The following is a 12,987-nucleotide window of genomic DNA, read 5'->3' as shown; positions in this document are numbered from 1 at the left end:
TACTTATGTAAGAAATAACAAAGATATTGTCTCAAATGCAGGCTGAACAAGATAGAAAAAACTCAACCAAACCTATGCCATTCGTTATGAAATACTCAGACACTCGACCTGTTAGGGTTTATACTCACCCCACGGATAATGCCAATACGTTATTAAGGAATCACAATGATCCAAGAAGTTATCGAAACAAAATTGCACAATGAGTTTTCACCAAGTCATTTAAACGTGGTCAATGAGAGCTATATGCACAATGTTCCGGCTGGTTCTGAGAGTCATTTCAAAGTGATTGTTGTCAGCGATGTGTTTGAAGGTTTGCGTCTTATTGCTCGTCATCGAGCGGTAAATAAAGCCCTTTCAGAAGAGCTGGCGAACAATATTCATGCATTGTCCATTCACACTTATACAAAAGATGAATGGATGAAGCAGCTAGATAACGTGCCAGATAGCCCGATGTGTATGGGCGGCGGTAAGTAAGAAAGCTTACGAATATAGAAGAGGTGGCGATGCCGCCTTTTTTGTCGTCAAATTCATCTGTTTTTCGTTGTTATATCACTCAAACTGATGGTAAATCGAACGGCTGAAAATACCTACAATGAGTAATGTTTTTATTAACAGTGTTTCAACATAACTCGTAAAATATTAGTTTGTGACAGAGTATTAATCTCTTGTTTAAAACACGATTCAAAAGCCAAATTATCTGTGCGGCTCGTCAAATTTATACATATTTGAGAGTCCATATGCTTCAAATCTCACCAAATAAAGGCCGTATTCAAGTTATTGGTCATGGCATCAAGTTGTCAAAAAATGCTAGAATACGGCACCTGATAAATCTCACATAATTAGTGTGATGAATTTATTAAGATAATGTTGCGATTTTGGTATTTCAAATCTACCGAAACCGGACACTGTAATGTCGTGTCTAAGGGCGATTTTAAAACGTCCCGAATTTACGCAATTAAAAGAATCTTTTTCCCGATAAAGTAGTGCAAGTGCGTATGATTACAATAAAGAAGGGTTTGGATCTTCCTATCGCAGGAACTCCATCCCAGGTGATTAATGATGGTAAGTCCATCACTAAAGTCGCCTTGCTTGGCGAAGAGTACGTTGGTATGCGTCCTACGATGCATGCTCGCGTTGGTGATGAAGTGAAGAAAGGCCAAGTTCTTTTTGCAGATAAAAAGAACCCAGGTGTTGTATTTACTTCTCCAGCAAGCGGTAAAGTTATTGAAGTGAACCGTGGTGCTAAGCGTGTTCTTCAATCAGTAGTGATTGAAGTAGCAGGTAATGAGCAAATCACGTTCAATAGCTATGAAGCTAACCAACTAACAAGTCTTGACCGTGAAACGGTTAAAGCTCAGTTAGTTGAGTCTGGCGCATGGACCGCTTTGCGAACTCGTCCGTTCAGCAAGGTTCCAGCAGTTGATTCTGAAACTCAGGCTATTTTCGTTACTGCTATGGATACTAATCCACTAGCAGCTGAGCCAGAATTAATCATTAACGAGCAGTCTGATGCTTTCGTTGCTGGTTTAGATCTTCTTTCAACTCTGACTAACGGTAAAGTGTACGTTTGTAAAAAAGGTACTAGCTTACCTCGTTCAGCTCAGTCTAACGTTGAAGAACATGTTTTTGATGGCCCACACCCTGCAGGTCTTGCAGGCACGCATATGCATTACCTATATCCGGTAAATGCACAAAATGTAGCGTGGAGCATTAACTACCAAGATGTTATCGCATTCGGTAAGCTTTTCCTTACTGGTGAGATTTACTCTGAGCGTGTTGTTTCTCTGGCTGGTCCAGTGGTTAACAACCCACGTCTAGTTCGTACTCAAATTGGTGCTAGCCTTGAAGAGTTGACAGACAGCGAGTTAATGCCAGGCGAAGTTCGTGTGATTTCTGGTTCTGTACTTACGGGTACTGAAGCAACAGGTCCACATGCTTTCCTTGGTCGTTACCATCAGCAAGTTTCTGTTCTACGTGAAGGTCGTGATAAAGAGCTATTCGGCTGGGCTATGCCTGGTAAGAACAAGTTCTCTGTTACTCGTTCATTCCTTGGTCACCTGTTTAAAGGTCAGTTGTTCAACATGACAACGACGACAAACGGTAGTGACCGCTCAATGGTTCCAATTGGTAACTACGAGCGCGTAATGCCTCTAGATATGGAACCTACATTGCTGCTTCGTGATCTATGTGCAGGCGACATTGATAGTGCTCAAGCACTTGGTGCGCTAGAGCTAGACGAAGAAGATGTAGCATTGTGTACCTTTGTATGTCCAGGTAAGTACGAGTACGGTCAACTACTTCGTGAATGCCTAGATACGATTGAGAAGGAAGGGTAATTTTCATGGGCCTTAAAAAGTTTCTTGAAGACATCGAGCATCATTTTGAGCCAGGTGGTAAACACGAGAAGTGGTTTGCGCTTTACGAAGCAGCAGCGACAGTGTTCTACACGCCAGGTCTTATTACAAAGAAAAGCTCGCACGTTCGTGATAGCGTTGATTTAAAACGTATCATGATCATGGTTTGGTTCGCGGTATTCCCAGCAATGTTCTGGGGTATGTACAACGCGGGTGGCCAAGCTATCGCAGCACTTAACCATATGTACGCAGGCGCTGAACTAGCATCTGTTATCAGTGGTAACTGGCACTACTGGCTAACCGAAATGCTTGGCGCCTCCTTAGGAGCCGATGCAGGTGTTGGCAGCAAGATGCTACTTGGTGCGACATACTTCCTACCTATCTACGCAACGGTATTCATCGTTGGTGGTTTCTGGGAAGTTCTGTTCTGTATGGTGCGTAAGCACGAAGTAAACGAAGGCTTCTTTGTTACTTCTATCTTATTTGCGCTTATCGTTCCGCCAACACTTCCTCTATGGCAAGCAGCACTAGGTATTACCTTCGGTGTTGTAGTCGCTAAAGAGATCTTCGGTGGTACGGGTCGTAACTTCCTGAACCCTGCACTTGCTGGCCGTGCGTTCCTATTCTTTGCATACCCTGCACAGATTTCAGGTGACGTAGTTTGGACTGCTGCAGACGGTTTCTCTGGTGCAACTGCTCTTAGCCAATGGGCTCAAGGCGGCGGTAGCGCACTAATGAACGTAACATCTGGTGAAGCAATCACTTGGATGGACGCATTCATTGGTAACATCCCAGGTTCTATCGGTGAAGTATCGACTCTAGCACTTATGATCGGTGCTGCGATGATCGTATACATGCGTATCGCTTCATGGCGTATCATTGCTGGTGTAATGATCGGTATGATTGCAGTGTCTACGCTGTTTAACGTGATCGGTTCTGATACTAACGCAATGTTCAGCATGCCTTGGCACTGGCACCTAGTTCTTGGTGGCTTCGCGTTCGGTATGTTCTTCATGGCGACTGACCCAGTATCAGCTTCATTTACCAACAAAGGTAAGTGGTGGTACGGCATCCTAATCGGCGCAATGTGTGTAATGATCCGTGTAGTTAACCCTGCATACCCAGAAGGCATGATGCTTGCGATTCTATTCGCAAACCTATTTGCTCCTCTGTTTGACCACGTTGTAATCGAGAAGAACATTAAGCGGAGACTAGCGCGCTATGGCAAGTAATAACGATAGCATTAAAAAGACGCTGTTTGTTGTTATCGCATTGAGCTTAGTGTGCTCAATCATCGTTTCAACAGCTGCAGTTGTTCTTAAACCTAAGCAACAAGCTAACGCGGTTCTGGATCAGCAAACTAAGATCCTTGAAGTTGCGGGCATTGAACTTGCGGGTAACATTCCAGCACTGTACGCAGAGAACATTGAACCTCGTCTAGTTGATTTCGCTACTGGTGATTTCGTTGACGGCGATGCTGCTGCATACGACCAACGTAAAGCGGCAAAAGATCCAGCTCAGTCAATTAAGCTTTCAGCTGAAGATGACATCGCTAAGATCATTCGTCGTGCTAACACAGGTACTGTATACCTTGTGAAAGATGGCGCTGAAACTTCTAAAGTTATCATCCCTGTTCACGGTAACGGTCTATGGTCAATGATGTACGCATTCGTTGCGGTAGAAACTGATGGCAACACAGTTTCTGGTATCACTTACTACGAGCAAGGTGAAACTCCTGGACTTGGTGGTGAAGTTGAGAACCCAACTTGGCGTGCTCAATTCGTTGGTAAGAAATTATTCGACGAAAACCACAAACCTGCTATTCAGGTTGTTAAAGGTGGCGCTCCTCAAGGTTCTGAGCACGGTGTAGATGGCCTTTCTGGTGCAACACTGACTAGCGTTGGTGTTCAACATACATTTGACTTCTGGTTAGGTGATATGGGCTTTGGTCCGTTCCTAGCAAAAGTTCGTGACGGAGGTCTGAACTAATGTCTAGTGCAAAAGAAATTAAAAAGAGCATCTTAGCGCCGGTGTTGGACAACAACCCAATCGCGCTACAGGTTCTTGGTGTGTGTTCTGCTCTTGCGGTAACCACTAAGCTAGAAACAGCATTTGTTATGACTATCGCGGTAATGTTCGTTACTGCTCTGTCTAACTTCTTCGTTTCTTTGATCCGTAACCACATTCCTAACAGTGTGCGTATCATCGTTCAGATGGCAATCATCGCATCATTAGTAATCGTGGTAGACCAAGTGCTTAAAGCATACCTATACGATATCTCTAAGCAGCTATCTGTATTCGTAGGCCTAATCATTACTAACTGTATTGTAATGGGTCGTGCTGAAGCATTCGCAATGAAGTCTGCGCCAATCCCATCTCTAATCGATGGTCTTGGTAACGGTCTTGGTTACGGTTTCGTTCTTATCACTGTTGGTTTCTTCCGTGAGCTTCTAGGCTCTGGCAAACTATTTGGTATGGAAGTACTACCTCTAGTGAGCAACGGTGGTTGGTATCAGCCAAACGGCTTGATGCTTCTAGCACCTTCTGCATTCTTCCTAATTGGTTTCTTGATTTGGGCAATTCGTGTGTTCAAACCAGAACAAGTAGAAGCGAAGGGGTAAGGTAGTCATGGAACATTATATTAGTCTGCTAGTTAAATCGATTTTCATCGAAAACATGGCGCTTTCTTTCTTCCTAGGTATGTGTACATTCCTAGCGGTATCTAAGAAAGTTAAAACTTCTTTTGGTCTTGGTGTTGCGGTAGTTGTAGTACTTACAATCGCTGTTCCTGTAAACAACCTTGTTTACACACACATCCTGAAAGAAAACGCGCTTGTTGAAGGTGTCGATTTAAGTTTCCTTAACTTCATCGCATTCATCGGTGTTATCGCGGCACTTGTACAAATCCTAGAGATGGTTCTAGACCGTTTCTTCCCACCTTTGTACAACGCACTAGGTATCTTCCTTCCACTGATCACAGTTAACTGTGCAATCTTTGGTGGTGTATCTTTCATGGTAACTCGTGACTACAACTTTGCGGAATCTGTTGTTTACGGCTTCGGTTCTGGTGTGGGTTGGATGTTAGCTATCGTTGCTCTTGCGGGTATCCGTGAGAAGATGAAGTACTCTGACGTACCTCCAGGTCTTCGTGGCCTTGGTATCACGTTCATTACTGTTGGTCTGATGGCGTTAGGCTTTATGTCTTTCTCTGGTGTTCAACTGTAGGGTAAGCACCCAGTAATAAGGAATAACAAATGCAAAGCATTATTCTTGGCGTAGCGATGTTTACCATTATTGTATTGGCTCTAGTACTAGTGATTCTTTTCGCTAAGTCTAAGCTAGTACCATCAGGTGACATCACTATTGCTGTAAACGGCGACCCTGAAAAGGCGATCGTTACTCAACCTGGTAGCAAGCTACTTGGTGCCCTAGCTGGCGCTGGTATCTTCGTATCTTCTGCTTGTGGTGGCGGTGGCTCTTGTGGTCAGTGTCGTGTAAAAGTTAAGTCTGGTGGTGGCGACATCCTTCCAACTGAACTTGATCACATCACAAAAGGTGAAGCTCGCGAAGGCGAACGTCTTGCATGTCAAGTTGCTATGAAAACTGACATGGAGATTGAACTAGACGAAGATATCTTTGGTGTTAAAAAGTGGGAATGTACTGTTATCTCGAATAACAACGAAGCTACTTTCATCAAAGAACTTGCTCTAGCGATCCCTGAAGGTGAAGAAGTTCCGTTCCGCGCGGGTGGTTACATTCAGATTGAAGCTGAACCACATCACGTGAAATACGCAGATTACGATATTCCTGAGGAATACCGTGGTGACTGGGATAAGTTCAACTTGTTCCGTTACGAGTCTATCGTTAAAGAGCACTCGATCCGTGCTTACTCTATGGCTTCATACCCAGAAGAGAAAGGCATCATCAAGCTTAACGTGCGTATCGCAACTCCGCCGCCAAACAACCCTGACGTAGCTCCTGGTGTGATGTCTTCATACATCTGGTCTCTTAAAGAAGGCGACAAATGTACTATTTCTGGTCCATTTGGTGAGTTCTTTGCTAAAGACACAGACAATGAAATGGTATTCATCGGTGGTGGTGCAGGTATGGCGCCAATGCGTTCACATATCTTCGACCAACTTAAGCGTCTTAACTCTACTCGTAAGATGTCTTACTGGTACGGTGCACGTTCTAAGCGTGAGATGTTCTACATTGAAGATTTCGATGGCCTAGCGGCTGCAAACGAGAACTTCGTGTGGCACTGTGCTCTGTCTGATCCTCAACCAGAGGACAACTGGGACGGTTACACAGGTTTCATCCATAACGTATTGTACGAAAACTACCTGAAGGATCACGAAGCTCCTGAAGACTGTGAGTACTACATGTGTGGTCCACCAATGATGAACGCGGCTGTTATCGGCATGCTGAAAGATCTTGGTGTAGAAGATGAAAACATCCTACTAGATGACTTCGGTGGTTAATCCATTTAAGTGATTGATATTATGGCTGACTCTCACGAGTCAGCCATTTGTTTTTCTAAGACTATTTTTGACAACATACTGGCTTATATAAGAAAGAGTAAGGCATTCAAAATACCTATTTTTTACTCTTATTTTTCCTTATATAAATCCTTAACATTAGACAGGAGTAAGCAAGTGAGAATTTGGCTTGTTGCATTAACTTCTTTGATTTTTCTTGCGGGCTGTGATCAGGCAAGAGAGCAAGTGCATTTAAGTGGCCCAACAATGGGTACCAGTTACAATATTAAATATATCAATGGTGATGAATTTCCTGAATCTAATGAAGTTCATACTGAGATCGATCGTCTACTTGAAGAAGTGAATGATCAAATGTCGACTTACCGTGAAGATTCAGAGCTGAGCCGTTTCAATCAACACAAAGGTGCGGACGCATTCGAAGTATCTGAACAAACTGCTATCGTTGTGAAAGAAGCCATTCGTTTGAACGGTCTTACTGAAGGTGCGTTGGATGTTACGGTTGGCCCATTGGTTAATCTTTGGGGTTTTGGTCCTGAAGCGCGTCCGGAAGTCGTTCCATCAGATGAAGAACTTGCTGCTCGTAAAGCTAAGGTTGGTATTCACCACTTGAGCGTTGAAGGCAACAAGCTAACTAAAGACTTGCCTAATTTGTATGTCGACCTGTCAACTATTGCAAAAGGTTGGGGCGTTGATGTTGTTGCCGATTACCTTGATTCAATTGGTATTCACAACTACATGGTAGAAGTAGGCGGTGAAATCCGTTTGAAAGGCCTAAACCGTGAAAGTGTAGGCTGGCGTATTGCCATCGAAAAACCAAGTATTGACGAACGTAACATCCAAGAGATCATCGAGCCTGGTGATATGGCGATCGCAACGTCTGGTGACTACCGCAACTATTTTGAGCGTGATGGTGTTCGTTACTCACACATCATCAACCCAGAAACAGGAAAGCCTCTTCATCATAAAGTGGTTTCTGTGACTGTTTTAAACCCGTCTTCAATGACTGCAGACGGCTTATCTACTGGCCTTATGGTCTTAGGTGAGGAAAAAGGAATGGAAGTCGCAAACCAGCATAACATCCCAGTGTTCATGGTGGTAAAAACAGCAGATGGCTTTAAAGAAATTGCTTCTGAAGCATTTAAGCCATACTTAGGTAAATAAGGTAAGCGAGATAATTATGAATACATTTCTGATTACATTTGGTGTTTTTCTTGCAGTAATCGCAGCGATGTCAATTGGCTACATTATCCAAAAGAAAGTTGTGAAAGGTAGCTGTGGTGGCTTAGGTGCTGTTGGTATTGATAAAGTATGTAACTGCCCTGAACCTTGCGACGCGCGTAAGAAGCGTGAAGCACGTGAAGCTTACCGTGAAGAGAAGCTGGCTGAGCGCCAACAAAAAGAAGCGGCTTGGAGTAAAGACCGTATCGCTTAATGGGTGACAGTCATAAGGGGTAGAGTTATCTATGCCCTTAAATTGAAAAGCTCAAGATTATCATCTTGAGCTTTTTTGGTTTTGAGGCTTAGTCATTTATCTTGGCAGATTAACGATGGAAACAAAAACGAATGACTATTGTTCGATTTGCATGCTGTTACGCGCAAACACTAGCTGATTCCTACCTTGCTCTTTTGCCGTATAAAGAAGCTCATCAGCGGCTTTGATCTGCTCATCTAACTTGGCGTCTAAATCGGTTACGCCGATGCTAATACTGACCTTGATTCTTTGAGAGTCATGCTCAACAACATGGCTTTCAATGGCTTCTCTCATGGACTCTAAGTTGTCAACAAAGCTCTCAAATGCACCGCATGACTGAATACAAAACTCTTCACCACCGAAGCGCACAGCGACATCGTCTTTGAAATGATCTTTGATGATTTTCCCTACATCGATCAGCACGGCATCACCACCATCGTGGCCAAAGGTATCATTCACTTTCTTAAAGAAGTCGATATCCATCATCGCGATGTTTCGTTGATCGCAGCCCTTACAAGGATGATTAAACAGGTAGCGACGATTCCATAAGCCAGTAAGAGCATCCTCGTTGGCATGTCGAAATAGCTCATTGGCCGCTTCTTTCATATCAAGCAGTTGATGGATACGGCAGAAAAACTCTTCTTGGTTAAAAGGCTTGTAAAGGAAATCGTTAGCACCCGCTTTAAGGAATCGCGCTGTCATGGTGCGGTCATCGCTACCTGATAGCCCTAAAATAGCCAACTGGTTTCTATCGTGATCGCGTCGAATTTCACGGATCATCGCTATACCGTCTTTGTTCGGCATATCATGGTCTGTAACAACGAATGTAATATCGGGATCGTTATGAAGAAGCTTTAATGCTTGTTCGCCGTCTTCGGCTTGGATAGTTTGGATATATTGGTGTTCTAGAAGTTGAGCTATGTAACGGCGAACAACCGCTGAATCATCGACAACCAATGCTTTGTGGTGGCGATTATTCGAAATTCTTTGAACCAGAGGGAGTAGGTAGCTTACTGATGACATACTGTCTTTAAGTATGTAGTCAATAACGCCTTTTGCTAGGACTTGCTCTCGCAGTTGATTGTCGAACATCCCGGTAAGAACAATTATTTTCTGTTGATAGCCTAATACGAGATCAATGATCTCACCGTCTTGCCCGTCAGGTAAGCAGTAATCTAATACGGCACATAAGAAATCCGTCTCTTGTTCCAAGATGTTTTTTGCTTTTGCAATAGATTCAGCAAGTGCGACCTCATAACCGCTATTTTTAAGCTGTTGGTACAGGTAGTTGCGGAATGCTCGGCTATCTTCCACCACTAGTATTTTTTCACTCACAAGCGATCCCTACTTATAGACTAAATACTCGTTAACAATAGTATCAGAAGAGCTTATGACTATTGAAGCGAAACCTTTTTAGCTGGACTCGAGATCGTTTTAAATCTGATAAAATTTGGATTATACTGTTTATTGATACAGTTGTAAGGTCGAGTCATTCCTAGATGTGTAGCGCAGGCGAAGAGAAAATAAGAAAAATAATTCATGTCGATATGGATTGTTTTTATGCGGCTGTAGAAATGCGTGATAACCCTGCTTACCGAAATCGCCCGTTAGCTGTTGGTGGGCATGAGAAGCAACGCGGTGTTTTGAGCACATGTAATTATGAAGCCCGCAAGTTTGGTGTTCGCTCTGCAATGCCGACCGGAAAAGCGCTACAGCTTTGTCCTAATCTATTGGTTGTGCCGGGAAGAATGTCGGTCTATGTCGAGATATCTAAAAAGATCCGTGAAATCTTCTCTCGATACACGTCTGTCATAGAGCCTCTTTCCTTAGATGAAGCGTTTCTTGATGTCACCGATTCTACGCAGTGTCATGGTTCAGCAACACTTATTGCTGAGTCGATTCGCCGTGATATCTGGAATGAACTCAACCTGACCGCTTCGGCTGGCATTGCCCCGATCAAGTTCTTAGCCAAAGTTGCCTCGGATCTGAATAAGCCCAATGGTCAGTTTGTTATCCCTCCACAAGACGTACAATCAGTGATTGATGAGTTGCCACTAGAAAAGATTCCCGGTGTCGGCAAGGTGAGCATTGAAAAGCTGCATCAAGCAGGTTTCTTTACTTGTAAGGATATTAAAGAGTCTGACTATCGAGACCTCCTACTCAAGTTTGGCCGTCAAGGTGCATCACTCTGGAAGCGCAGTCATGGCATTGATGATCGAGAAGTTATCATCGAGCGCGAGCGAAAATCGGTAGGCGTAGAGCGCACCTTCACTCAAAATATTTCAACTTACGCTGAATGTTGGCAGGTAATCGAAGACAAGCTATTTCCTGAGCTCGAAACTCGCTTAGAAAAAGCCAGCCCAACTAAAGCGATCATCAAGCAGGGAATCAAACTCAAGTTCGCCGACTTTCAGCAAACCACGATTGAACATATCCACGCCTCTTTAGATCGTGAACACTTCAAAGAACTGCTAAGTGAAATACTGAAAAGACAACAGGGGCGAGAGATACGTCTGCTTGGTTTAAGCGTAATGCTGCAACCCAAAGACCAAATGCGTCAGTTGAGTTTCTTTTAGGGAAAGGCTCTGAGAGGTTCGGCTTAGAAATGTTGTTGAAAGTGTTGTTGGTATTTGAATACCGACTAGACTTCACAGCCTAATCGGTTTTTACCTAAGTATGGAAGTTGGCTTATCTAGGAAGCTGTTTAACTCGCGCTAAGGTATCACTGAACGGTTGCTGCTCTAGCTTGCCGTAACCAACCATTTTGCTGGCTTTGAGTTTGGTTGAAAGCGGGGTAGCGATTCCACATAAGAAGCGAGTAATTGCCTCGTCGGTAATCAGTTGTTGGCTAGTCGAAATAAACTCATGTATCCATGTCATCACCGTCTCATCATCGACAGGTTCAACATCAACGGTTGGTAAGATTGCCACTTCTCCTCGACATACAGAGCAATGACCGCAGTTTGCTGGCGCCTTATCATCGGCAAAGTAACTTGCAAGGCGCGAGCTTAGGCAGGTGTCGGCTTCAAAGAAGCTCAGCATCTGATTAAGACGATTGATTTCACTGTTCTCTTTTATCTTAAACAACTCAGTTAGACGCTCTGACAGCTGCATCATATCTTCTGAGGTATTGTGAATCGCATAGACATCTGTGATCTGCTTGCTTTCCAGTTCAATCCAACCTTGTTCATTGAAGTAGTCGATAGCCGCAATCACGCGCTGACGATCAGCTTGGAAATGAGTCCAAAGCGCATCGAAGTCGACTTGGCACCACACTCTTGCCTGAGGAGAGCATTGGAAAATCGCTTCGACAAATTGACGACGTTCACTTTGGAACTGTTCGGTGATTTGCTGTTTCGGGCGAATGAACTTAAATTTGTAGTCTGCGAAGTAGCTGTACTTCGGCTCAATCACACCTTCAATTTCGAGATACACCAGCAGTGTTTTTAGCGGTAACTGACGAATGTTGGATTCACGTGATAGTTGGTTAAGCATGATCTCCCATTGGTTCCAACCAGAAGCGCCAATGTTTTGATTTTCGTAGATCTCTTTTAATACTGCCTGGATCGATATGTTGTCTGGAGTATCGCCAAATACAAAGTTCTCTAGTGTGCTCAAGCCGTGTTTGTTCGCGAGCAATATACACTCAGAAGCTTGTCCATCTCGTCCCGCTCTGCCGATCTCTTGTGAGTAGTTCTCGATCGATTTTGGTAAATCAAAGTGAATCACTCGGCGAATGTTGGACTTATCTACGCCCATACCAAACGCAATGGTTGCCACGATACAGCTCACTTCATCATTCATGAATTGATGTTGAATTGCATCTCGGTTTTCAGGCTTAAGACCCGCATGGTAAGCCACGGCATTAACGCCAGCGTTTCGAAGTTGCTGAGCCACCATCTCTGCTGTTTGTTGAAGGGTGACATAAACAATAGTCGGAGCGAGAGAAGCTTGGTTGACGACATTGCTCAAGGTTTCTAGCTTGCTGGTTTGTTCGCAAGGTTGAATCGACAGGTCGAGGTTTTGACGATAGAACCCCGTAACCACAACGCGTTCCTCATCAATTTCAAACTTCGACTTCATATCTTGGATAACAGATGTCGTCGCGGTTGCTGTCAGTAACAGTACTTGAGGAATATTGAGCTGTTTCTGGTATTGAGGAAGCTTCAGGTAATCTGGTCTGAAGTTGTGTCCCCATTCTGAAATACAGTGCGCTTCATCGACCACAAGCAGTGAGATCGGCACTTGAGAGATAAACTGACGAAAGCGCTCGTTCTTCAAGCGCTCAACTGAGATCATGAGGATCTTTGTGTCACCGTTACGTACCGACTGCATGACCTGTTGTGTGGTTTGTCTGTCTTGGCTTGATTCGATGGCAGCTGCGCTAATGCCTTTACTGTGCAGGAAAGCGAGTTGGTCTTTCATCAAGGCTAACAGCGGTGATATCACTAAGGTTAAGTGCGGCAATTCTAATGCTGGTAATTGATAACACAGAGATTTACCTGAGCCTGTAGGAAATATGGCCGCAGTTGAGTGACCAGATAGAACATTATCAATGACTTGCTTTTGTCCATTACGCAGTGAGTCGAATCCGAATACTTGTTTTAGTTTCTGCTCAATCATTTATGTTCTACCTGAGTTATTAAGTGTCGTATTGATGCTA

The 12,987-nt window shown here is 43.8% G+C and carries 12 protein-coding genes; 10 read left to right on the top strand and 2 right to left on the bottom strand.

Features of this window, described 5'->3' with window-relative positions; genetic code table 11:
* Positions 1-165: 165 nt before the first annotated feature.
* The 9 genes from bolA (at position 166) to nqrM (ending at position 8,285) form a co-directional block, all read left to right on the top strand.
* On the top strand, positions 166-474 hold the full coding sequence (gene bolA / locus CWO27_RS12660) for a transcriptional regulator BolA (protein ID WP_017064186.1): 309 nt from the start codon (positions 166-168) through the stop codon (positions 472-474).
* Positions 475-995: 521 nt separating this feature from the next.
* The gene (locus tag CWO27_RS12655; protein ID WP_048657905.1) at positions 996-2,336 is read left to right on the top strand and encodes a Na(+)-translocating NADH-quinone reductase subunit A; all 1,341 of its coding nucleotides are present in this window, start codon (positions 996-998) and stop codon (positions 2,334-2,336) included.
* A gap of 5 nt (positions 2,337-2,341) precedes the next feature.
* Positions 2,342-3,586, top strand: coding sequence for an NADH:ubiquinone reductase (Na(+)-transporting) subunit B (locus CWO27_RS12650; RefSeq protein ID WP_017067139.1), 1,245 nt, complete (start codon positions 2,342-2,344; stop codon positions 3,584-3,586).
* Positions 3,576-4,343, top strand: a complete 768-nt coding sequence (locus CWO27_RS12645; RefSeq protein ID WP_004735209.1) for a Na(+)-translocating NADH-quinone reductase subunit C — start codon at positions 3,576-3,578, stop codon at positions 4,341-4,343. Before CWO27_RS12650 ends, CWO27_RS12645 begins: the two co-directional genes overlap by 11 nt.
* Positions 4,343-4,975, top strand: a complete 633-nt coding sequence (locus tag CWO27_RS12640; RefSeq protein WP_008223083.1) for an NADH:ubiquinone reductase (Na(+)-transporting) subunit D — start codon at positions 4,343-4,345, stop codon at positions 4,973-4,975. Before CWO27_RS12645 ends, CWO27_RS12640 begins: the two co-directional genes overlap by 1 nt.
* A 7-nt stretch (positions 4,976-4,982) precedes the next feature.
* Positions 4,983-5,579, top strand: a complete 597-nt coding sequence (gene nqrE / locus CWO27_RS12635; protein WP_009848375.1) for an NADH:ubiquinone reductase (Na(+)-transporting) subunit E — start codon at positions 4,983-4,985, stop codon at positions 5,577-5,579.
* 29 nt (positions 5,580-5,608) lie between these two features.
* Complete coding sequence (gene nqrF, locus CWO27_RS12630) at positions 5,609-6,835, top strand: NADH:ubiquinone reductase (Na(+)-transporting) subunit F (RefSeq protein WP_017631923.1); 1,227 nt, start codon at positions 5,609-5,611, stop codon at positions 6,833-6,835.
* A 174-nt stretch (positions 6,836-7,009) separates the two neighbouring features.
* Positions 7,010-8,014: an FAD:protein FMN transferase gene (locus tag CWO27_RS12625; RefSeq protein ID WP_048657906.1), complete on the top strand. Its 1,005-nt coding sequence runs from the start codon at positions 7,010-7,012 to the stop codon at positions 8,012-8,014.
* 16 nt (positions 8,015-8,030) lie between these two features.
* The gene (gene nqrM, locus CWO27_RS12620) at positions 8,031-8,285 is read left to right on the top strand and encodes a (Na+)-NQR maturation NqrM (protein WP_009848378.1); all 255 of its coding nucleotides are present in this window, start codon (positions 8,031-8,033) and stop codon (positions 8,283-8,285) included.
* Between the two features lie 135 nt (positions 8,286-8,420).
* Here the strand turns inward: nqrM and CWO27_RS12615 are convergent, their stop codons facing one another.
* Positions 8,421-9,659, bottom strand: coding sequence for a response regulator (locus tag CWO27_RS12615; RefSeq protein WP_107899046.1), 1,239 nt, complete (start codon positions 9,657-9,659; stop codon positions 8,421-8,423).
* A 164-nt stretch (positions 9,660-9,823) separates the two neighbouring features.
* Between CWO27_RS12615 and dinB the strand changes: the two genes are divergently transcribed.
* The gene (dinB, locus tag CWO27_RS12610) at positions 9,824-10,900 is read left to right on the top strand and encodes a DNA polymerase IV (RefSeq protein WP_048657908.1); all 1,077 of its coding nucleotides are present in this window, start codon (positions 9,824-9,826) and stop codon (positions 10,898-10,900) included.
* A gap of 112 nt (positions 10,901-11,012) precedes the next feature.
* Here the strand turns inward: dinB and CWO27_RS12605 are convergent, their stop codons facing one another.
* The gene (locus CWO27_RS12605) at positions 11,013-12,947 is read right to left on the bottom strand and encodes a RecQ family ATP-dependent DNA helicase (RefSeq protein ID WP_107899045.1); all 1,935 of its coding nucleotides are present in this window, start codon (positions 12,945-12,947) and stop codon (positions 11,013-11,015) included.
* Positions 12,948-12,987: the final 40 nt, after the last annotated feature.

The sequence above is a fragment of the Vibrio sp. 10N.286.51.C3 genome (assembly GCF_003050065.1).
Lineage (GTDB): Bacteria > Pseudomonadota > Gammaproteobacteria > Enterobacterales > Vibrionaceae > Vibrio > Vibrio crassostreae.
This window is presented reverse-complemented; position numbering and strand designations above follow the sequence as displayed.